The organism is Nocardia sp. JCM 34519.1, from assembly GCF_020361265.1.
In the GTDB taxonomy this organism is placed as follows: Bacteria; Actinomycetota; Actinomycetes; order Mycobacteriales; family Mycobacteriaceae; genus Nocardia; species Nocardia arthritidis_A.
In genome coordinates this window covers 162,582-185,834 of the sequence record NZ_JAIRBR010000004.1, presented here as the reverse complement: position 1 = coordinate 185,834, position 23,253 = coordinate 162,582, and the positions used below count along the sequence as shown (strand labels likewise).

Here is a 23,253-nt window from a genome sequence, read left to right as displayed (position 1 = left end):
TCAGCCCCACAGCACCGTCGCCACGCTGCGCTCGAAATGCGCTGTGGGAACGGCGATCGTCGTCCCGTATGTCGCGCGCAGCGCGCGGAATCCGCCGACGAGGCTCATCACCCCCGGCAGCCCGCGGCCACGCAGACCGGTCGCGATGGCGTCGGCGGCGGCCCCGGACGAACACACCAGAATCCAGGCGCCGGTGTGCTCGCGCGCCAAGGCCAGGCATCCCGGGCCCGCCGGATCCAGCCGCTCCTCCACGACCTCCGCCCCGATCGCCAGCGCGCCCAGCAGCGCGCCCTCGCGGGTGCGCTGCGGCTGCGAACGGATGTCGACGACGACGCTGCCCAGCGCCACCGCATTCGGCAATTCGCCGATCGTCACGCGGTGGTCGAGTATCAGTTGATCCAGCATGATCCGGACTTGTCTCAAACCGCGGTGTTCTTGAACGGGTTGAAGTCGCGGCCGAATCGGTACATGGTGTGCACCGTCATCGGTCGCGTCATATAGGCGAAGAATTTGTTGGCCGCGCCGGGGATGCACACCGGCCGCCCCCGCGAGACGGCCCGCCAGCCCGCGGCGGCCACCGAATCGGCGTCCTGCCAAAGGAATCCGGGCATCTTGTCGGCGATCTCGCGCACGCCCATCACATCGTGGAATTCGCTGCGGGTCTGCCCTGGGCACAGCGCCGTGACATGTATCCCCTGCGGCTTCAGCTCCATGTCCAGCGACTGGGACATATGCAGCACATAGCTTTTGAAGCCGGTGTAGAGCAGACTCGCGCCGGGCGGCCCGAACGCGGACACCGATGACAGGTTGACTATCCGCCCCCAGCCGCGCTCTCGCATATGCGGCAGCACCCGGTGGCTGAGTTCGGTGACGGCCGTCATCATCAGTTGGATCTCACCGGCGACGCTGTCCCACGACGCGTTGGCGAAGGTGTGGTTGGCGCACAGCCCGGCATTGTTGATCAGCACATCGGTCTCGTGCCCGAGTTCCCTGGCCTGCGTCAGAATCCATTCCGGCGCTTTGGGTTCGGTGAGGTCCGCGGTGATCACCGCGCAGCGCGCGCCGGTGCGCTCGCGCAGTTCACCCGCCAGCTCGGTCAGGCGGTCGGTGCGCCTGGCGACCAGGACCAGCCCGTAGCCCTGCGCGGCGAGCAGGCGCGCGAACGCCGCACCGATTCCGGACGACGCGCCGGTGATCAGCGCGGATTTCGTCGTCGACATTCTGATACCTCGATTTCGACAGGGGTGGTTGAGTGAATCCGGCCCGGCGTCAACGCGACGCCGCCATTCCGCCGTCGACGGATATGACCGTGCCGGTGACATACGCGGATGCGCGCGAACCGAGGAACCGGACGATTCCCGCGATATCGTCGATGCCGCCGTATCGGCTCATCGGTGTGCGCGAACCGATTTCGAGTGCCAGATCGCGGTCGAGCATGCCGGAGACGAACGGCCCGAGCGCGATGACGTTGACCGTGATCCGCGGGGCCAGCCGGGTCGCCAGATGGCGCGAAAGATGGTGCATCGCAGCCTTACTCGCGCCGTAGGAGTAGGTCTCGGCCGCGGGGACGCGCAGCCCGTCGATCGAACCGACATTCACGACACGGGCCGGATCGTCCGGTGTCGATGCCGAAAGCAGCTGCGGCCGCAGCAATTTCGTCAGGTGAAAGACCGCCTCCAGGTTGATCGCGATGGTATCGCGCCAGCCGGATTCGTCGAATTCGTCGAGCGGCGCCGCGTGCAATACGCCCGCGTTGTTCACCAGCAGATGCAGTGCCTGCTGGCCGAAATCCGCTGCCAGCGCCCGGCATCCGGCCTCCGACGATACGTCGGCCGTCAGCGGATGACAGTCGCCGAGCAGCGACAGTTCGGCGGCGGCCTTCTCCGCGGCGACGCCGTCGCGGGAGGTCAGGTAGACCTGCGCACCCGCCTCGACGAGCGCCTGCGCGATGAGCGCGCCGACGCCGCGGGCGCCGCCGGTGACCAGCGCGGTCTTGCCCCGCACCGAGAACAGGTCATCGATCATCGTATTTCTCCTGCGTGCGCAGCATCTTCTTGTCGACCTTGCCCACGGCGGTGAGCGGGAATTCGGTGACGAATTCGAATCCATCGGGGATCTTGTAGGCGGCGACGCCGCGCCCGCGCAGAAATTCCGCGAGTTCGCCGGGGCGCAGCGGCCCGCGCGGGATCACAAATGCGCCGATCCGTTCACCGAGCACCGGATCGGGCCTGCCGACGACGGCCGCATCGCGCACCAGCGGATGTTCCAGCAGGAGTTCCTCGATCTCCTCGCAGGCCACCTTCTCACCGCCCCGGTTGACGATGTCCTTGGCCCGGTCGACGACGACGAGATGACCCGACGGCAGCCGCCGCACGATATCGCCGGTGCGGTAGAACCCGGCGGCGGTGAACGCGCGCTCGTTGTGCTCGTCGGCCCGGTAGTAGCCGCGAATCGTGTACGGGCCGCGGGTGAGCAGATGGCCCGGCGCGCCGTCGGGCACCGGCCGGTCCGCGTCGTCGACCACCCGGATCTCGTCGGCCGGTGACATCGGCGTGCCCTGGGTTTGCGCGATCAGCTCGGCCGAATCGTCCAGGCGGGTATAGCAGATCAGGCCCTCGGCCATCCCGAACACCTGCTGCAGTGTGCAGCCGAGCACCGGACCGACGCGCCGGGCCGCCGACGGCTTGAACCGCGCACCGCCGACCTGCAGGACCCGCAGGCTGGACAGGTCGTCCGTGCTGGTGGCGGCCGCGTCGAGCCAGCGCATGGCCACCGCGGGCACGACCGCCGCGACCGTGACGCCATGGCGTTCGATGAGCGGAAAAGCGTTGTCGGGGTTGGGCGTCGGCGACATGACGACGGTGGCGCCCGCGGTCAGCGCGCCGAGGATGCCGGGCGCGCACAGGGTGAAGTTGTGCGCGGCCCGCAATGCGGCCAGGTACACGTCGTCCGGTCCGAGCGGGCATGCGGTCAGGCTGGCGCGGGCGTTGTAGACATAGTCGTCGTGGGTGCGCGGGATCAGCTTCGGCAGCGCGGTCGACCCGCCCGACAGCTGCAGCAGCGCGATATCGCCCGGCTCCGGCGCGGGATGCGCGCGCGGCTCCCGGTACAGATCGGCCAGCGCCACATGCGAACCCGGATCGCCGTGCACGATCGTGCCGCGCAGGCTCGGGCAGGCCAGCGCGACCCGCTCCGACATCGCGCAATAGTCGAATCCGGCGTAATAGTCCGCGACGATGTGCGCGACCGCCTCGCTCTGCGCGCACAGCCGGGTGATCTCGTATTCGCGATGGGCGGGCTGGGTGAGCACCGGGATCGCGCCGAGCCGGAACAGTGCGAAGCACACCACCACGAATTCGCCGACGTTCGGCAGCTGCACCACGACCCGGTCGCCGCGCCCGATGCCGATATCGGCGAATCCGGCCGCGAGCCGGTCGGCGTCCGCGTCGAGCTGCCGGTATGTCCACGTGCGTACCGCGTCGATCACCGCGATCCGGTCGCCGTGCGCGCGGGCGGACCGGGTGAGCAGCTCGCCCAGCGTTGTGCCGGTCCAATAACCGGCCGCCCGATATCCGGCGGCCACCTCCTCGGGCCACGGAGTGAGATCACGCGGCGCCACCTGCACCGGCCCATCCGGCCGCGAATCGAATGACGATGCCGCGATCATCGGGACGCACCGGCGACGCTCGGATCCAGTGCGGCGGCCTCGTCCAGACCGATCGCGGACAGGAAGGTGCGGAACTTCGCGCTCGTTTCGGCGAGTTCGCTCGCCGGATCCGAACCCTCGACCACACCGGCCCCGGCGTAGAGGCGCAGCCGGGTGTCCGCGATTTCCGCACACCGCAGCGCGAGCACCCATTCGCCGTCACCGGATTCGTCCATCCAGCCGGCCAACCCGGTGTAGTACTGCCGGTCGAACGCCTCCGATTCCGCGATCACCCGCCGCGCGAGCGCGGGCGGCCAGCCGCAGACGGCCGGGGTCGGATGTAGCGCGGCGGCGAGTTCCAGCGCGGTCGGCCGCGGATCGGCGAGCACGCCGCGCACCCGCGTCGACAGATGCCACATCGTCCTGGTGTGGATCACCGACGGCTGGTCGGGCACCTCGAGCGCCGCGCAGAACGGGCGCAGCGCCTCGGCGACCGCGTCGACGACGATGCGGTGCTCGCGCAGATCCTTCGCCGAGCGCCGCAATTCCCATGCGCGCCTGCGGTCCTCGACCGGATCGTCGCTGCGCGGCGCGGACCCGGCCAGCGGATTCGACACGACGCTGCGGCCGATCCGGCGCACCACCAGTTCGGGGCTGGCGCCGACCAGCATCCGGCGCGCACCGTTGCGAACCGTACCGACCGGAACCGCGAACACATACGCGTCCGGTTCACCCAGCGCCAGGGCGCGCACGAGATCGCGGGCCCGCACCGGTTCGGCGGTGATCACATCGATCGCCCGGGACAGCACCACCTTGTTCTGTCCGGATCCGGCGAGGCGGGCCAGCGCACGCTCGACGCTGTCGAGGTAGCGGTCCGGCCACGGCACCAGATCCACCCGCACCGCGCGCGGAATCTCCGGCGCCGCACCGGAATACGGCTGCGTGGCGGCGGGCTCCCGGCGGATGTCGCGGACCACCCGCAGCCGCGCGGGCGACTTCGCCGCGAACGGTACGGCGCCCACCAGCAGCGGCCCGCCGCTCGCCAACTCCTTCGCGCTCATGTTCCCGGCGCATTCGGCCAGCAGTTCGGCGCCGTGCCGGGCGGCCTCGGCGAGCGGGGTGGTGTCGCCCGCGGCGATCACGTCACCGGCGACCAGGGTGCCGGCCGGCGAGCGGAGGAACAGCTCGCAGTCGTCGGCCAGCGCGGTCGGGTCGAAGGTATCGGGTTCGCGGGCATCGATCGCTTCGGCAGTCATCGCGCCCTCCTTTCTGAAGTTGTCACGGCGTCGAGGGCCAGAGCAGGTGGGAGGTCATCAGCAGCGCCGACAGCCATCCGATGAACGCGTCCGCGCGCTCCACGATCTGGAAGTGACCGCCCGGCACGGTGTGCAGTTCGAAACCGGATACGGTGTGGTCCCGCCAGGCCCCCGCCTCATCCGCGTCGACCTCGGGATCGGCGTCACCGATCACCGCGACCACCGGAATATCAAGCGGCGCAGGTGAATTCGGGCGGTATGTTTCGATGAGGCGATAGTCGGAGCGGATCATCGGCAGCATGAGCTCCCGAATCTCGGGATGGTCGAGCAGGGTCGTCGCGCCGCCGAGCCCGCGCAGTTCGTCCACCAGCCCGGCGTCGTCGCGCAGGTGTACATCGTTGGGGCGCTGGCGATTCGGGGCGGGCTGGCCGGAGACGATCAGCTGCTCGGGCCGATGCGCCGCGCGGCGGGCGACCTCGTAGGCGACGGCCGCGCCCATGCTGTGCCCGTACAGGACGAGCGGAATCCCTTGTGGCAGTGCGCAGGCGAAGCCGGCGGCCAGCTCCTCGAGGGTGTCGGGGTGGCTGTCGAACAGCCGGTCCTCCCGGCCCGGATACATCGCGATCGCCAATTCGACGCTCTCGGGCAGGTATTCGGCCCAGCCGCGATAGAAGCTGGCCGATCCGCCCGCGTGCGGGAAGAACACCAGCCGCAGCCGCGCGGCCGGTTGTGGGCGGTACACCCGGAAAAGCGACGGATCGGTGGCAGTCATATCGCTCCTTCGTCGAGTTCGACGAGTTCGTCGAGCCCGATCTCGTGTTCGGACAACTGGACGACCGCGGGGTCGGCGCCCAACTCGGCGACGGACCGGCCCGGGGGGACGACATCGGCCGCGAAATGCACGCCGGATTCGATCCGGCCGTCGGCCACCGCGCCGATCACCGATACCGCCGCCGCGGCGGTGAGCGCCGCGGCGCGGTCCGCGCGCAACACCAGCGACCGGGTGATCGCCTGCCCGGCGCGACGACCGACCAGTTCGAACAGGAGGATGGCGTGCGGCGTCCGGCCGAGCACATCGAGTTCGGCTGCGCGCCGGACCTTTTCGGCCATCTCCGCGACGGCCGATGCCGGCGTGCCAGGAATCCCCTGCAGCACCAACGGAAGTCGTTCGCCTTGCAGGATGGAGAACCAGGTGCCCGACCCGAGCCCGAGCCACCGCGCGGTGCGGCAGGCCTCCCGCGACAGATACGGCAGCGCGGTCACCGGCTCCGGAAAGTTCGGCAGCCGAATATCGTTGCGCCGCACCACGACACCGTCGCGGATACCGTCCCGCCAGGCGGCGAGCGGCATATCGTCGCCGTCCAGCACACCGACGACGTAGTCGTATGCGGTCGCGGCGCCGAAGGTGTCGAAGATGCCGTGGTACACCGTGAGCGCGTCCACCGTGTCGAAATCCCGCGCGAGATACCGCGGCAGCAGCCCGGTCAGGCCCGGAATCATGCCCGCCGAGAGCACCGCGCACCAGTCGTCGGTATCGGAAAGCCGGTTGTGCACCGGCTCGTCGCCGCCGATATCGACATACCGCGCGCCCGCCCGCCGCGCGGCGCGCGCGACCCGGTCCAGGATCCGCCGCGACGGTCCCGCGCAGTTCACCACGATGGCGCAGCGCGCGCAGAACTGTGCCAGCGCATCGTCGTCGGCGAGGTCTACCCGCAGGAAATCGCCCGCACCACGGAGCTTTTCGGCGATCAGACGCCGCCCCGCGATCGGGTCGCGCCCCGCGATCAGCACCTCGCCCGCACCGCGCGCCACCAACCGCTCGGCGACGCCCGTGCCGACCGAGCCGTAGCCGCCCAGTATCCCGATCCGCTCGGTCATGCCGCGGGGCCGTTCAGGAGCGCGGCGAGCGCCGCCGATCCGGTGCCACCGGATGGGCGCACCGTCACGTCGGATACCCCGCCCGCGCGCAATTCCTCCGCCAGGCCCGCCAATTCGGGTTCCGGTGCCGTGCCGAGGATTACGACCGGACCGTCGTAGGGCCGGACCCGATATCCGCGCAGCGCTTCGATCGTCGTGCGGAAGATGTCGTAGCGCCGCGCCACGGTGATATCCGCGCCGATCACCACTGCCGCCGCCACCGCGGCGATCCGCTCGGCCTGCGAGGTGGTGTACTGCCGCGCCGCCGCCTGAGCGAGGGTGGCCGGATAACCCACCTGCTCCGGCGCGACGCCGATCTCCCTGGCGAACAGGTATTCCACCGCGACGTCGGCACGCGCCTGATCGACGACGTGGTACGGATTGACCAGCACCACCTGCTCGACCCGCGTTCCCGCGGCGGCGAGTTCGCGCGCCACCTCGACGGTGAGCAGTGCGGTCGCGCCGTAACCGACCAGTCGCACCGCGCCGGGCCGCTCCGTGCGCAACAGCCGGGCGTACGCGGACACCCGCCGGGTCAGCAGCTGGTCCGGGGTGGCCCGCAGATAGGTGTCGGGGTCACCGGCGGTGAGCCCCAAGACCTTTCGCGACCGATCGAGCAGGTTCGGCAGGTCGGCGAAGTTGTAGAACTTGCCGGTGCCGTCGTGCACCAGCACCACCACCGGGTCGGCCGTCCCCTTGCCGAGCCGGACCAGCGGTGAGACGATCTGACGCCGCGCGGGCTCGACCCGTGCCGGTCGCGCCGCACCCGACAGATAGCGGGCCATCGCGGCAACCGTCGGCTCCGGGAGCAATTCGCGCACCAGCGTGTCGAAGAACATATTCGCCGCCTGCGGCACCCGCTCCCGCAGCTTCGCGACCAGCTGGGTGGACAGCAGCGAATTGCCGCCGAGCGCGAAGAAGTTGTCGTGCCTGCCGACCCGGTCGCGCTTCAACACCTCGGCCCACAGTCGCGCCAGTGTGCGCTCCAGGTCGTCGACGGGTTCGTCACCGCCGTCCGCCGCCGTCGCCGTGAGATCGCGCAACCGGCTCGCCAAGGCGGCGCGGTCCACCTTTCCATTGGCGGTGACCGGGATCGACGGCAGCGCGTGGACCGCCGCCGGGCACATATAGCCCGGAAGTAGGTCGCGCAGATGGGTTTCCAGCTGCTGCTGACCGAAATCGTCCGCACCCCCGTCGGTTTCGATGAAGGCGACGAGGCGGCGGCGCAGCGCGTCGTCCCCGTCCACCAGCACCACCGCGGCGCGCACCGCGGGATGACTGAGCACCGCCGCCTCCACCTCGGCGATCTCGATCCGGTGTCCGCGGATCTTGACCTGGAAGTCGTCGCGGCCGAGGAATTCGATCGCCCCGGATGGCAGGTACCGGCCGAAATCACCGGTGCGATAGATCCGTTCGCCCGTCACCGGGTGCCGCACGAAACGTGCGCCGGTCCGCTCGGCATCGTTCAGGTAGCCGAGCGCCAAACCCGCGCCGCCGATATACAACTCGCCCGCCACCCAGTCCGGACGGTCGCGCAGCGCATGGTCGTAGACGTGGAAGGTCTGGTTGCGCAACGGGTAACCGTACGGGATGCTCGCCGCGTCGGCGGCGACCGATTCGATCGGATAGTGGATCGACCAGATGGCCGCCTCGGTCGCACCGCCCAGGCTGATCAACCGCAGATCGGGTATCCGGCCCCGGATTTCGTCGAACAGCGTGACGGGTATCCAGTCGCCGGACAGCAGCGCCAGGCGCAGCGACGGCAATTCCGGCCCGGTGTGCCCCGACAGGTAGTTGCTCAGCATCTGCAGTTGCGCGGGCACCGAGTTCCACACCGTGATGCCGTGGCGCGCAACGAGTTCGGCCCAGTGCGCGGGCTCGCCGCGCCGCACCGGATCGGGCAGCACCAGCGTGCCGCCCGCGCCGAGCGCACCGAAGATGTCGTAGACCGAGAGATCGAATCCCAGGTTCGCCAGCCCGAGCACGCGATCCTCGGCCCCGACGCCGAAGCGTTCGGAGATATCGGCGATCGTATTGGCCGCCGCGCGATGGCTGATCATCACACCCTTCGGCGTTCCGGTCGAACCGGAGGTGTAGATGACGTAGGCCAGGTCGTCGGGTTCGCGGCACGGCGCCGGGAGGTCGAAAGCGTCTGGGTGCGGCGCGATTTCGTCGGCCGCGAGCACCAGTACCGGCGCTGGCACCGAATCGTCGGCGCGCGCGGACAGCACGAATCCGGCGCCGGAGTCGCGCAGGATGCCGTCGCGCCGGGCCGCGGGCTGACCGGGATCGATGGGCAGATATACCGCGCCGGCAGCCAGCGTGCCGAGTACGGCCGCGATCTGGGCCAGTCCCTTGTCCAGCGTGATCGCGACGATATCCCCCGGCGCCGCACCGGCCTTCTCGAGAGCCGCAGCGAAAGCCGCTGCGGTGGACCATAATTCGCGATAGGTGTGCTCGCCCGCGGTATCGACGACCGCGACCCGGTCGGGGTGCCGCCGGGCCGCCGCGAGCACGGGCTCGTACAGCAGGGTGGCGGGCAGCGGGCCCGCGGTCGAGTTGACCACGGTGCGGCGCCGCGCCTGTGCCGTGGACAGCGAGACAGGCGAGTCCGCGCGCCACACCTGCGGATCGTCCGAAAGCCCTTCGAGCAGCTGCTCGAACGCGCCGAACATATCGTAGATCAGCCCGTCGGGGAAAACCTCGGTGCGGTAGTCCCAGTTCAGCAGCAATTCCCCGTTGCGTTCCAAGGCTTGGCAGTCGATCCACACCTGCGGCGTCTGGGTGATGCCGTAGCCGAACCGGCCCGCCGACTCGGCGTCGCCGCCGCCCTCGATGCCGATCGAGCTGGTGAACACCACCGGCATCAACGCATCGGCTTGGCTGCGCCGCCGGGCGATCTCGCGGATCACCTCCACCCCGGAGAACAGCCGATGATCCATATCGCCGAACAGCTGCCTGCCCAATCGCTGTGCCCGCTCCACGAATGTCGCGCAACCACGCGGGTCGACGGCGAGCAGCGTCACCGAGGTGAAGTCACCGACCAGCGCGGGCACCTGCGGATGCAGCGGCAGCCGGTTGAGCAGGGTGAGGTTCAAGGTGAATTCCGGTCGCCGCGCCCACATCCCGATCACCTCGGCGTATGCGGCGAGCACCGCACCGGAGGCGGTCAGCCCGGCTTCGCCCGCCCGCCGCTTGAAGGCGAGCCAGGCGGCGGGCGACAGCCGCAGCGTCTTGCGGGCGAATACGGGCAGCCCGTCGTCGCGCGAGGAGGTCGGCAGTTCGGGTGCGGCGGGCAATTCGTCGATGCGGCCGTACCAGTAGTCGCGGTCGAGCCGGTAGCGCGCCGAATCCCGCATGCCGCGCTCGGCGAGCACATAATCCCGGAACGACACATCCGTCTGCGGCAGTGGGCAATCCGGATCGTCGTGCAGCTGCTCCAGCTGGTCCAGCAGGATCTGCACGCTCGCCCAATCGGCGAGCAGGAAGTCCAGCGAGACGTGCAGCACGGCCCGGTCCGGCGCGAGCGTCAGACACAGCTCGAACAGCGGCCATTCCTCGGTGCCGAGCGTCTGATGACCCAATTCGTCGCGGACCTTCGCCAACCGCGCGTCGACCGCGTCCAGCGATTCACCGCGCAGGTTGGCCACCGGAATCCGGTAGTGCGGAACCTCCGGCAACACCTGCTGGGAGCCGTCGTCGTGGATGACGGCGCGCAGCATGTCGTGCCGCGCGATCAACCGGTTCCACGCGCGTTCCAGCCGCGCCGGATCCAGCTCGTCGTACTCCACCTCGAGGTAGAGGTGGCAGGCGACGCCGCCGTACGCGTAGTCGCGACGGCGGCCGAGCAGGTAGGCGGTCTGCACGTCGGTGAGCGGGAACGGGGCGTGCGCGTTGGCCGGATCCGCGACGACGGTGGGCAGCCCGGCACTGCGGAGCAGATCGAGGATCGTGTCCTTCCGCTCCCGCAGCGCGACAACCCGTTCGGGGGTCATCACACCTTTGGGAGCGCGGAATCGGAGCTGCCCCGATTCCTCCCACAGGTGCGCACCCGCCTTCTCCAGATCGTCGAGGAGCTGAAGGGTGCTCGTTTGCTCGCTCATATCGTGCCGTCCTCCATCGATTCGTCGAGCTGGGCCGCGACCGCCTCGGCGACCGCCGCCAGGGTCGGTTCGGCGAACATCTGCCGCAGCCGCAGTTCGACACCGAATCCGCGGCGCACCGCCTCGACGAAATGGGTCGCGGTCAGGCTGTCGCCACCGAGGGCGAAAAAGTTTGCGTACCTATCAATTTCGGCCGTCGGCAGCAGTTCGGCCCACAGCCGCGCGATGGCGCGTTCGGTATCGGTGCGCGGCGGTTCGCCGGTCCGGTCGCCGTCGCCGAGCGCACCGAGCAGTTCCGTGACGCGCTTGCGGTCGACCTTGCCGTTGGCGCTCAACGGCAATCGCGGCAGCACGGTGGCCCGCCGCGGCACCATATGCGCGGGCAGTTCGCGCGCCAGCCCGGCCAGCACGTCGTCCACCCGCAGCACCGGGCGGTCGGCCGCCGAGCGCGCGGTGAGCAAAAGCAGTGTGCCGCCGTCGCATTGGGCGATCTCGAGCTCGGTCAGGTCGGCATCGGTCAGCACCTCCGCCCAACCGGATCCGTCCAGCATGGGGCTGCGCCGCGCACCGCCGAATCCGCGTTCCAGCAGGGCGGCGGTGAGCAACCCGATCGGCGACAGCTCGCGATGTTCGATGCCGATCAGCAGGCCACGCGGGACCAGCAGGTCGACCGCGGTCGCGGCCCCGTCGACGGGATCGGGATAGCGGTGCAGCGCGTCGACCATCAGCACCACATCGAATGCGCCGCGCAGCTCTTCGGGTATCACGATCCCGGTTATCGCTTGTGTCCGCACCTGATGCGGCAGGCCGTCCAGCCGCCGCGCGGCCAGGTCGAGCAGCCGGGGCGACGAGTCGAGCAGCGTCAGCTCGACGTGGCCGGGATCGAGGTCCGTGAGCAGGCGCAGGGCCGCCCTACCGGTCCTGGCACCCAATTCGGCGACGCGGACCGGGCGACCGAGCCGGGCGGCGAGCCCGGCGACGGTCGCGGCGATGCGGCCAAGTGCCGCAACGACATCCGGATGCTCGGTGAGCAACGCCTCCGGTGCGAGCACCGGATCCTCCAGCAGGGTCAGCGCCGACCGCTGCCCGCGCAGCATCTGCGCGAGCTCATCGGTGACGGCCGCCAGCCGTTCGGCGACGGCGTGCATCGGACCACCAGCCTCGACCAGCGCAACCGAGGTCGCCGGGTCGCGGACCTCGGCCCAGCGCCGTCCGGCGCTGAACCGTCCGGAGCGCGCGGCGAGCACATCCCGTTCGACGAGCCAGTCCAACCAGAGCCGGAGCAGGTCGCGGTAGTCGTCGGCCAGTGCGAGCGCGGTACCGATCTCATCCGCCGATGCGGACCGGTCGCCGATGCCGTCGGAAAGCAATGCGGCGATGTGGATTTCGACGATCGCCGCCTCGACCGGATCCGCGGCGACCGCGGTGCCGACGACCTCGACCCGCGCGTCGAGTGCCGCCATGCCGTCGACCGCCGGGGCCGCTGCGCCGCGCGCCGCGGTGAGCGCCACCGCCAGCGCCCGGTGCACCCCGGAGCCGACGGTGGTCACGATCGCCCGCCCGATATGCGGGTCGGCCTCCAGCGCGGTTTCGATCTCGCCGGGCTCGATCCGGTGCCCGAGCACCTTGACCTGATGATCGAGCCGCCCGAGGAATTCCAGCGTCCCATCCGGCCGGAACCGCGCCAGATCACCGGTGCGGTACCACCGCTGGCCCTGCCAGGTGACGAATTTCTCCGCGGTCTTCACCGGATCGCCCCGGTACCCCTCCGCGACGCCGACGCCGCCGATCCAGAGCTCGCCGGGCACCCAGTCCGGGCAGTCCCGCCCGGCCGCGTTCACCACCCGGTGACACTGGTTGCGCAGTGCGAAACCGTAAGGGATGGAAGGCCATTCGGGATCCACCCGGGTGACTTCGAAGGCGTTGGACCAGATCGCCGCCTCGGTCGCGCCGCCGAGGGCGACGAACCGGCCGTGCGGACTGCGCGCCCGGTACCGGCCCGGCAGATCCAAGCCGACCCAGTCACCGGACAGCAGCACCAACCGGATTTCGTCGGCCGATCCGTCGGCCTCGGCCGCCGTCAGGTACATGTCGAACAGGGCGGGCACACTGTTCCAAACCGTCACGCGGTGCCTGCGGCACAGCTCCACCCAGCGGCGGGCCTCCCTGCGGTCCTCCTCGTCGATCAGCACCAGCACACCGCCGACGCCGAGCAGCCCGAACAGGTCGTACACCGACAGATCGAAATCCGCCGCCGACACCGCCAGCACCCGGTCCTCGGCGCCGACCTCGAACTGTTCGCCGATGTCCTCCACCGTATTCACCGCGGCGCGATGCGAAACCTCAACGCCCTTGGGCTGTCCCGTCGACCCCGACGTGAAAATCACATAGGCCGAACGGGATCCGTCGATTTCCACCGGTCCCGACAGCGGCTCGCCGCCCGGCTCGGTCGGCGACACCACCCGGATGTCCGCGGGCCATGCGACGAATACATCCGACACCACGCACGACGCCCCCGCCGCCGCCAGCATCCGATCCCGCCGCGCCGCAGGCTGATTCACGCCCACCGGCAGATAAGTAGCGCCCGCGGCCAGCACGCCGAGTATCGCCGCCACCTGGCCGGGTCCCTTCGACAGCGTCACCCCGACCACATCGCCCGGCCGCACTCCGGCGGCCACCAGTCCCCCGGCCACCCGCAGCGCCGAATCGGCCAGGGCGCCATAGCACAGCTCGGCGCCGTCGCCCCAGATCAGCGCGACCCGGCCGGGTTCGCGCGCGGCCCACTCGAAGAAGCCGGTATGCAATAGCCGCCCGCTCTCCACCCGCGGCACCGGCCGCGCGTCCCGCTGCGGCACCCGCAGCGGCAGCGCGGCCGCCCAGTCACCGGTGGCCAGCCAATCGAGCGCGCCGCGATAGGCCGCGAACATCCGGTCGAGGACGCCGTCCTCGAACAGACCCTCGACGTAATCCCAACTCACCCTGACGCCCTCGGCGTACTCGCGCACCTGCAGATCCAGCCACACCTGCGGCGTCTGCGTGATCGACCAGGACATCTCGCCGAAGGCGAATTCGCTTGTGGCCGCGACACCGTCGAGGACGCCGAGCGCACTGGTGAATACCACCGGCATACTCACCTCGGCGGCGCCGGCGCGGCGGGCCAGCTCGCGCAGCACCCAGGTCGCCGAAACCGATTGGTGGTCGAGTCCGCGCCACATCTGCTCCTGCAGTTCGCGGGCGCGCACCGCCAAGCCGGTGCCCGGTTCCGGCCGATATGCCACCAGCAGCAGGGAGGTGAATTCGCCGAGCAGGCGGTCGACGTCCGGATGCCCGGCCTTGCGGTGAAAAGTGGTGAGCGTCAACGTCATCTCTGGTCGCGCGCTCCACGCGCCGAGCACCTCGGCATAGCAGGCCAGCAGCAGGGCCGACGGTGTGAGTTCGTATTCGCGGGCCCGCTCGGTGATCCGCGCCCAACTCGTGCGATCGATCTGCACCTGTTTGCGCGCGAAGCGCGGCGTGGTGACGCGGGCGGGGTCGACGGCGAGCGGCAGCTCGGGCGCGGGCGGTAGGTCATCGATCCGCGACAGCCAATAGTCCCGGGCCGCAGCGAGTTCGGCGGGGGCGGGGCTGGTGTGCCGTTGATAGTCGCGGAAGGTGATGCCGACCGGCTCCAGCGGCGCGGTGGGATCGCGGTACAGCCGATCCAATTCGTTGAACAGGATCAGGATGCTGAGCGCGTCGAGGATGAGATTGTCCAGGCCGATGCCGATCCGCACCCGGTCGCCGTCGCGGACCGCGCGCACGTCGAACAGCGGCCAGCGCGTCGGATCGAAGGTGTGGCGCGACATTTCGGCGCGCAGCCGGGCGAACGCGGTCTCGGCGGCACCCGCGGCCTCGACGACCGGGATGGTGAATTCGGGGACGTCCGGGAGGATCCGCTGAGATCCGTTGTCCGCCTCGAAGATCGCGCGGAGCATGTCGTGCCGTGCGATCAGCGCGTTCCACGCACCCGCCAACCGTGCGAGATCGATTCCGGCGCCATCGAATTCGGTGTAGAACTGGCAGCCGATACCGCCGAGGGTGAATTCCGGGCGTCGGCCGAGCAGGTAGGCGCGCTGCACCTCGGTCACCGGGAAGGGTTCGTACCGGGTCGCCGGATCGGGTTCGAACCCGGTCGATGCCTCCGGACCGAAATCAAGGGTGGCCGCGAAACCGGCCAGCGTCGGATTCGCGAACAGCCCGCGCAGCTCCGCGCCCGCGACCCCGGCGGCGCTCAGGCGGGCGACGAGCCGGGTGCCGATGAGGCTGTCGCCGCCGCAGCGGAAGAAGTTGTCCGCCCGGGTGGCGCGCTCGATCGGCAGCAGCTCGCACCACAGCTCGGCGACCAGTTCCTCCAGCCGGCCCCGCGGCGGCTCGGCCACCTGCTCGTCCGCGACTTCCGCCCGGGTCAGCAGCGCGGCGACCGCGCCGCGATCCACCTTGCCGTTCGCGGTCAGCGGCACCGCCTCGATGACGGCGAATCGCTCGGGCACCATATGTCCCGGCAGCCGGTCGCGCACCCACCGCTCGAGTTCGCCGGTGGTCGGCGGCGCGGCGCCCGCGGTGATCGCCGCCGCGAGCTTGCGGTGCACGGCGAGCCGCCCACCGCTCTCGATGGTTGTCGCGACCACGTGCTCGACATCCGGATGCGCCTCCAGCGCGGATTCGATCTCGCCCAGCTCGATCCGGTGTCCGCGCACCTTGACCTGATGGTCGAAGCGGCCGAGGAATTCCAGCGTCCCGTCGGACCAGAACCGGCCCATATCGCCGGTCCGGTACCACCGCCGCCCCTGCCACCACACGAACTTCTCGCCGGTCTTCACCGGATCGCCCCGGTATCCCTCCGCGAGGCCGACGCCGCCGATCCACAGTTCGCCCGCCACCCAATCCGGACAGTCCCGCCCCTGGCCGTCCACCACCCGGTAGCACTGATTGCGAAGTGCGAAACCATAAGGGATGGAACGCCATTCGGGCTCGATGTGATCGACCTCGAAGGCGTTGGACCAGATCGCCGCCTCCGTCGCACCACCGAGCGCGACGAACCGGCCGTGCGGACTGCGCGCCCGATACCGGCCCGGCAGATCCAAGCCGACCCAGTCACCGGACAGCAGCACCAACCGGATCCGATCGGCCCCCGCGGCCTCGGCCGCGATCAGGTACATCTCGAACAGCGCGGGCACGCTGTTCCACACGGTCACCCGATGACGACGGCACAGCTCCACCCAGCGCGGCGCCTCCCTGCGATCCTCCGCCGCGACGAGTACCACCGAACCGCCGACGCTCAGCAAACCGAACAGGTCGTAGACCGACAGGTCGAAATCCGTCGCCGACACCGCCAGCACCCGGTCCTCGGCGCTCACTCCGAACCGCTCGTTGACGTCCTCCACGGTGTTCACCGCGGCCCGGTGCGAAACCTCGACGCCTTTCGGCTGTCCCGTCGACCCCGACGTGAAAATCACGTAGGCCGAACCGGATACGCCGACGCCGACCGGCGCGGACAGCGGGACACCGCCGGGCTCCGTCGCCGAGATGAGCCGAATATGTTGCGGCCATTCATCATCGGTGTCCTGGCGGGTGACCACGTGCCCGATTCCGGCCGCCGCGCACATCCGCTCGCGGCGGGCCACCGGCTGATCCACACCCATCGGCACATAGGCCGCGCCCGCGGCGAGCACGCCGAGTATCGCGGCGACCTGTTCCGGCCCTCTCGGCAGCGTGATACCCACCGCGTCACCGGGCCGCACACCTCGGGCAACCAACCCGCCGGCGATCCGCAGCGCCCATTCGGCCAGCGCGCCGTAGCTCAGCTCGCCGGCCACATCCCACAGCAGCGCGGGCCGCTCGCCCGCCCGCCGAGCCTGCTCGAAGAACGATTCGTGCAGCAGCCGCCCCGACTCCAGTCCGACGGTCGCGCCGACCACCCCGCGCACCTCACGCTGGGCCCTCGGCAGTTCGACCGGCACCGACGTGGACCAGTCGCCGTGCGAAAGCCATTCCAGCACAGCGCAATACGCGTCGAACATACCCTCGACGACGCCCTCGGCGAACAGCTCGGGCACATAATCCCAGTTCAGATAGAGACCGCCGTCCATCTCCATCAGCTGGTGGTCCAGCCACACCTGCGGCGTCTGGGAAACCATGAAGCCGAGTTCGCCGAACAGGTCCCGGAACTCGCCGCTGAGCAGATCACCGCCGCTGAGGTTGCTGGCGAAAACCACCGGCGCTCCGGCATGTCCGTCGCCGTGCCGGGCCAGATCGCGCAGCACATCCAGGCCCGAGTAGGCGGCATGCGAGATGTCGGACTGGAATTGCCGCTGCGTGCGCCGCACCCGGTCCGCGAAACCGGGTGCGCCCAGGTCGATTTCGAGCAGTACCAGGTTGGTGAAATCGGCGATCAGCCCGGATACGTCCGGATGCAGCGCCTTGCGGTCGAATACGGGGACGTTCAACAACATTCGCGATGTGCCGCTCCACCGCCCGAGCACCTCGGCGAATGCGGTGGCGAGCGCCATCGCGACCGTCACCCGGTGGTCGCGGGCGCACTCGATCAGCCGGTGGTAGGCGGCCGGTTCCAACCACCGCGCGATGCGGCGGAATCGCGGGCGAGCGATCCGCTCGGGTTCGACGGCGAGCGGAAGCGGTGGCGCCGCAGGCAATTCCGGCAGCCGAGCGGTCCAGTAGGCCCGGTCCTCGGCGACCGCGTCCGCTCGCCGCGCGGCGAGCTCCGCCCGGTAGCGCGGGAACGAATACGACAGCGGCCGCAGCGCGCCAGGGCCTTCCCGATAGGCGGCGGCCAGGTCGTCCAGGAAAATGTTGAAGCTCAACACATCCGCGACGAGCAGGTCCAGCTCGATATGCAGTCGGGTCGCGCCGTTCGGCAGCAGCGCCAGCTGCACGTCGAACACCTCACCGTTCGCGACGTCGAGCCGGCGATGCGAAAGGCGCTCGCGCAGCGCGCTCAGCTCGGCCGTCACCCGGCCGGACGCGCGCAGATCGTGCACGACGGGCCCCGACCAGTCCGGCTCGGAGCGAATCTGCTGGGTGCCATCGCCGTGAATGCGCACCCGCAGCATGCCGTGCCGCTCGACCACCGCGCGCACCGCGCGACCGAGGCGGGCGGGGTCGACACCGTAGCCGTCGACCTCGAGGTACACGTGACAGCCGATGCCACCGAGCGGCTGATCATCGGCCCGGCCCACCCAGTACGCATGCTGGATCGGGCTCAGTTCGAACGGCGCCGACTCGTCGGTCACGAGTGCGACCGCGGGCGACGCGGGCCGTGGGGTCCGCTCGGAAACCAGCCGCCACCAGTCGGCGACGGTGGGCCGCTCGAACAGCTCCGCGAATTTGACGGTGAGGCCGTTGCGATTCCACGAGTCGACGACCCGCATGACGCCGATCGAGTCGATTCCGCATTCGATCAGGTTCTCCTCCGGATCGATATCCTCGGGAGCCTCGTCGAGCAGTCGCGCGACGAGCAGCACGATATCGTGCTGACTCTCCGGGGTGCCCCATTCGGACGTCGGGTGGTCGGTGACAGGGTGCGCTGATCGGTCGAAAAGCATTGGTCAGCAAGCCTCTTCGCTACCGCGACTGTTCAGCACTTCGGCGAACCGCTGCCAGTCGGCCGCGCACTGGCGGGCCAGCTCGACGACGGCGCGGGTGCAGTGGCCGGGAACGTTGCGCGCGATCGCATCCCAGTCGGCGTCGTCGGCCGCGGGCGCCTCCAGCCAGCGCAGCAGTGTGCGGCCGGATTCGGAGAAGCGCATCGACGGGTCGGAGCGCAGCCTGCGCACGATGGCGCGGCGATCGATGGCGGGCCGCACCGCGGTGGCCACGGCGGCGGCCCTGGTGCGCTGCTGCGACGGGACCGGATCGACGCCGCGACGCATCCGCGCCCTGACATCCTTGGCGGTGGTTGCGGAGATGCCCGCGGCCCGCGCCACCTCACGCGCGGATGCACCGGGGTTCGCGGCGAAGAGCTCGCTCGCGCGGATCCGCCCGTCGACCCGGTTACGCGGGTGGTAGCGACCGTCGCGGCCGACTCGCGCGGACGGCGGCACATCGCCCGCGACGCCGCGCAGCGAGGCGACGGTCTTGTCCGAGATGCCCGCGACGGCCGCGATGGCCCGGTCGGACCATTCGGGGTGGTATTCGATGATGCGCGCGGCGGCGGCCTTCCGGTCGGCCAGCGTCAGCGGCAGGCCGTGCGCGCTGTTCAGCCGGACCGCGAGGACGAAGGCGTCGCGCTCGTCGCCGTCGAAGAACTGCACCTCGATGGTGTCGTCGCCGCGCAGCTGCGCCGCCCGCAGGCGATGCGCGCCGTCGATCACCCGCATCGAGGCCCGGTGCACGATTATCGGCGGCAGCGGCGCCCGCACCGCGGCGAGCGCCTGGATATGTCCGGCATTCTCGGTCTGCCGGGGCGAATCTCCGAGCAGTAACTCCGTAATCGGCGTTTCGATTGTCTCGTCCCCGGCGAGAACGCTTGTCGAATCGATGCACGTAACCGTACCCATTGCGGCTCCTCCATTTCTGCGCCGCTCATGCGATCGAGATCATGCATCAGCATGCATAGCGGTGGAGCTTTGGATCAATAGTTGGCGCGAAGGTGGACCGGGTCGATCACCCGGGCAAGCCGATAGGTTATCCGGCATTACTACTTTAGGCTCGTTCGCTAGGCAAACATTCTGCTCCGAGATAGTATCGAGATAGGATGCGACAGACCGACGACCGGACATACGCGGTGGCGAAATATCCGGGGTCGAGTGCGGAAGACCGCTACCGCTGACCAGCCGGCAGGGAAAGCAAACCCAGAGCGACTGCGCGATGCACGGCATCGAGCCTGGAGCGTGCCTCCAATTTAGCGTAGACTCTGGTCAAATGTCGTTTCACAGTTGCTTCGCTGATAAATAGCTGCTCAGCTATCTGGACATTGCTGAACGCCTTTGCCACCAGCTTGAGAATTTCCAGCTCGCGATGCGACAGCGTCGGGCCCACCGCCTCGTCGCCGACCGGCATCGCCCAGCGCGGCACATACCACATCACCATGTGCGCGTCGCTGACCACGGAACGGATTCCGGCGCACAGCTCTTCCCGCCCGGAGGTCTTGGCGATATACGCCGCGGCGCCGACCGAGGTCAACTCACGGACCAGGTCGGCGCTCGCATGCATCGAAAGCACGACAATTCGGGTTGCCGGAGATACGCTTCGAATACGCCTGATAGTCGACGCCGCACCGTCACCAGGCATTTCCACGTCGAGTAACAAGACATCCGGCTGCAATACTTCGGCCAGTTGTATGGCATCGGGTCCGGATGCCCCATCGCCGACGACCTGGAAATCAGGTTCCGCCGCGAGGATTTGGCACACACCGTGCCGGAAAAGGGTGTGATCGTCGACAATGAGTATTCGATACCGCACAGAGGAGCAGGTCATGCCCTCACCCATCTCAGTTATAGCCGAACAGAAGCCGTTACCCTGGTACCCAGGCCGGGCGTACTCACGATCTTCAGCGTCCCTCCCAGGATTTCCATCCGTTCTCGCATCGAGGTCAGGCCGATGCCGATCCGTCCGCCGTCGTCTACTTTCTGCTCGGTATCGAAACCATTGCCGAAGTCCTCGATCGTCGCCTCGAACACACCGTCCGACATACCTATATGGGCGAGAATCTCCGCGGAATGCGAATGCGTCACCGCATTGCGGATCGCTTCCCGGGTGACGAAATACAGTTCCTCGCGAATATCGAGGGCGATCGATTCGAGATCGCCGTCCACGCTCAGGCTGATATCGATGCCCTGCGCCGCGACGGTGTCGACGTAGCGGTACAGCGCGATATCGAGTCCGTCGCAGGTCGGGTAGCGCCGGAGGTCACCGCCGAGTTCTCGGACGATGATCAGCGCCTCGACCAGGGATCCGCGCAGCGTCTCCAGCCGCCGGTCGGCGCTCTCGTCGTCGCGACGGCTCAGATCTATCGTCCGCAGATCCAGCTGCTGTATGCCGACGGCGATCGTATGCGCGATACCGTCGTGCAGTTCGCGGGCGATCCGGCGCCGCTCGTGGTGATGCGATTCGTACACCTGCTGGAGCAGGAAATTCACGTACGGTACGGCGGTATCCGACATGCTGGCGTAGATCGCGCCGTGCAGTTCGGTGACCACCGCGGCGTAGCCGTCGATATCGCCGGACTCCCGCAGCGCCTCGTGCACCGCGGGAAGCGCGGTTTCGAACAACACCGCGGCGGCTCGCATCGCATCCACCGGATGTACCCGGGCGGGCACCCGGGTGTCGCCGATCCAGCGACTCAGCTCCACCGCCGCGGCGGTCCGTTTCTCGCCGATGCCGCACAGGATCGTCCGCGCTTGTTCGGCGACGCTATCCGCGATGTCGGGTAGACCCAGCGGAGATTCGATGGCCTCTAGTTCCGCCAGGTAATTCGCGACGATCGAATCGATGCGATCGCCGAAAATCGCCGGCGGGCCCGGAGGCCGTTGTTCTAACGACTCCATTCAACCTTCTCCCCCACCAACTTCATGGTCATCCTACTCGCCGCGCGGCGATGCCGTCGGGGCAACGAAATATAATGGAAGACAATAGAATTGGTGTCTTTCCCAGGGACGATGGAGGGGGTGCGGGGCCGCCCGGCTATCGGATCAACCCCCCACGCACGCTGGCGAAATCAGCTGCTAATTAACACTTTTCAGCTATCACGCAACCGTACGCGAATAGCCGCCGACCTTCGGAGCCTACCCACGCCGGGCGCACGAAACCATAACGCACCATACGGAACCGCCGCAGAGCCGACCTTCTCTTGGACTAATTCCTTGCCCGCCATAGGATTTCGACTCGACGTCTAGCTGCGTCACCAACTCGAACAGTCCTGTGCGCCCTCGCCGACGACGCGATCACCGTGATCACCGCCCTGCCGCGCACGGTACAGAGCAGATGGGGAACCCAGGTGAATCCACCGTTCTCTACGAAATACCAGGATTCGACGCTTTCGCTGCCGGATGATCCGCTGTCCGCGGTCGCCCGGCTGGCCGCGGCCGGGATACACGACGAATTCGTCGTCTACGAGACCGGCGGGGAGTGGACCTTCGCCGGTGGCGCCGCCGCCGAGATCGTCGCCGACCGAGCCGGTGTCCGCCGGACCTGGCCGGAGCCGGTCGAATTCGGATGGCACGAATCGCCATTGGCCCGCATACAGGAGCTGCTCGACGGTGCGGGCATCCCGCAGTGGCGGGCGTACGGGTGGGCTGCGTTCGAGCTCGCGGAGGCGGCCCGCGGCGTCATGACCGACGACCATCGGGTGCTGCACCTGGTGATTCCGCGTATCCGAGTCCGGTTGCGCGACGGGCACGCCACCGTCGAATCGACGGATCCGGCCGAGGCCGAGGCGGCGGCTGCCGCGCTGGCCGGTCCGCGCGCGCGGTTCGGCGCGCCATCGACGCCGATCCGGGTCCGGGAGCAGGGCGCCGCCGATTACCAGCGGCGCGTGGCGCGGGCCATCGATATGATCGGCGACGGCCCGCTGGAAAAGGTCATTCTCTCGCGCCGGATCATGGTCGACGACGATATCGATCTCGTCGGCACCTACCTCGCGGGCCGCCGCGGCAATACGCCCGCCCGATCGTTCCTGTTGCGGCTCGGCGGTATCGAGGCGGCCGGATTCAGCCCGGAGCTCGTCGTCGGCGTCGACTCGGCAGGTCGCGTCGTGGCTCCCGCGCTCGCGGGCACTCGCGCGCTCGCCGCCGACGACGCCCATAACGAGCGGCTGCGCGCGAACCTGCTGCGCGATCCCAAAGAGGTTTACGAGCACGCGATTTCGGTCAAGGTCGCGGTGGAGGATCTGGGCCGCGCCTGCCTGCCCGAGACCATCGCGGTCGAGGACTTCATGACGGTGCGCGAACGCGGCTCGGTCCAGCATCTGAGTTCCCGGGTCACCGGCCTGCTCGCGCCCGGCCGCACGGCCTGGGACGCGTTCGGCGCCGCCTTCCCCGCGGTCACCGCCTCCGGTGTTCCGAAAGATGCCGCCTATCAATGCATTCGGGACGTCGAGGACGGCCCGCGCCGCCTCTACGGCGGCTCGGTACTCACGGTCGGTCATGACGGGACGATGGATGCCGCACTGGTGTTGCGCGGCATGTACCGCGCGAACGGTTCGACCTGGTTGCAGGCCGGGGCCGGAATTGTCGGCCAGTCCGATCCGGACCGAGAATTCGAGGAGACGTGCGAGAAGTTCGACAGCGTCGTCCGCTTTCTCGTGCCACAACGGTGATGGAGCTTCGCATTTCGT

At 69.1% G+C, this 23,253-nt stretch carries 13 protein-coding genes; 1 reads left to right on the top strand and 12 read right to left on the bottom strand.

Annotated elements, in window-relative coordinates:
* From LGY53_RS12875 to LGY53_RS12820, 12 genes are all read right to left on the bottom strand, one after another.
* A complete protein-coding gene (locus LGY53_RS12875; RefSeq protein ID WP_225726915.1) occupies nt 1-405 on the bottom strand; it encodes a sulfurtransferase in 405 nt (134 codons plus the stop codon).
* Between the two features lie 14 nt (nt 406-419).
* Nucleotides 420-1,220, bottom strand: coding sequence for an SDR family oxidoreductase (locus tag LGY53_RS12870; protein ID WP_225726914.1), 801 nt, complete (start codon nt 1,218-1,220; stop codon nt 420-422).
* Between the two features lie 49 nt (nt 1,221-1,269).
* Nucleotides 1,270-2,025 carry an SDR family oxidoreductase gene (locus tag LGY53_RS12865; RefSeq protein WP_225726913.1) on the bottom strand — a complete coding sequence of 252 codons (756 nt, stop codon included), beginning with the start codon at nt 2,023-2,025 and terminating at the stop codon, nt 1,270-1,272.
* Nucleotides 2,015-3,667 carry a (2,3-dihydroxybenzoyl)adenylate synthase gene (locus tag LGY53_RS12860; RefSeq protein ID WP_225726912.1) on the bottom strand — a complete coding sequence of 551 codons (1,653 nt, stop codon included), beginning with the start codon at nt 3,665-3,667 and terminating at the stop codon, nt 2,015-2,017. Before LGY53_RS12860 ends, LGY53_RS12865 begins: the two co-directional genes overlap by 11 nt.
* Nucleotides 3,664-4,902, bottom strand: a complete 1,239-nt coding sequence (locus LGY53_RS12855; RefSeq protein ID WP_225726911.1) for an isochorismate synthase — start codon at nt 4,900-4,902, stop codon at nt 3,664-3,666. Before LGY53_RS12855 ends, LGY53_RS12860 begins: the two co-directional genes overlap by 4 nt.
* Before the next feature lie 22 nt (nt 4,903-4,924).
* A complete protein-coding gene (locus LGY53_RS12850) occupies nt 4,925-5,674 on the bottom strand; it encodes a thioesterase II family protein (protein ID WP_225726910.1) in 750 nt (249 codons plus the stop codon).
* Complete coding sequence (locus tag LGY53_RS12845; protein ID WP_225726909.1) at nt 5,671-6,780, bottom strand: saccharopine dehydrogenase NADP-binding domain-containing protein; 1,110 nt, start codon at nt 6,778-6,780, stop codon at nt 5,671-5,673. Before LGY53_RS12845 ends, LGY53_RS12850 begins: the two co-directional genes overlap by 4 nt.
* Nucleotides 6,777-10,922 (bottom strand): non-ribosomal peptide synthetase, encoded by a 4,146-nt coding sequence (locus tag LGY53_RS12840; protein ID WP_225726908.1) that lies wholly within the window; start codon nt 10,920-10,922, stop codon nt 6,777-6,779. The genes LGY53_RS12845 and LGY53_RS12840 overlap by 4 nt, the downstream gene beginning before the upstream one ends.
* Nucleotides 10,919-18,523: a non-ribosomal peptide synthetase gene (locus tag LGY53_RS12835; RefSeq protein ID WP_225726907.1), complete on the bottom strand. Its 7,605-nt coding sequence runs from the start codon at nt 18,521-18,523 to the stop codon at nt 10,919-10,921. The genes LGY53_RS12840 and LGY53_RS12835 overlap by 4 nt, the downstream gene beginning before the upstream one ends.
* Nucleotides 18,524-18,526: 3 nt before the next feature.
* On the bottom strand, nt 18,527-19,477 hold the full coding sequence (locus LGY53_RS12830) for a ParB N-terminal domain-containing protein (RefSeq protein ID WP_225726906.1): 951 nt from the start codon (nt 19,475-19,477) through the stop codon (nt 18,527-18,529).
* Between the two features lie 262 nt (nt 19,478-19,739).
* The gene (locus LGY53_RS12825; RefSeq protein WP_225726905.1) at nt 19,740-20,408 is read right to left on the bottom strand and encodes a response regulator transcription factor; all 669 of its coding nucleotides are present in this window, start codon (nt 20,406-20,408) and stop codon (nt 19,740-19,742) included.
* A gap of 5 nt (nt 20,409-20,413) precedes the next feature.
* A complete protein-coding gene (locus tag LGY53_RS12820; protein WP_225726904.1) occupies nt 20,414-21,466 on the bottom strand; it encodes a sensor histidine kinase in 1,053 nt (350 codons plus the stop codon).
* A 449-nt stretch (nt 21,467-21,915) separates the two neighbouring features.
* Between LGY53_RS12820 and LGY53_RS12815 the strand changes: the two genes are divergently transcribed.
* A complete protein-coding gene (locus LGY53_RS12815) occupies nt 21,916-23,235 on the top strand; it encodes a salicylate synthase (RefSeq protein WP_225726903.1) in 1,320 nt (439 codons plus the stop codon).
* Nucleotides 23,236-23,253 lie beyond the last annotated feature (18 nt).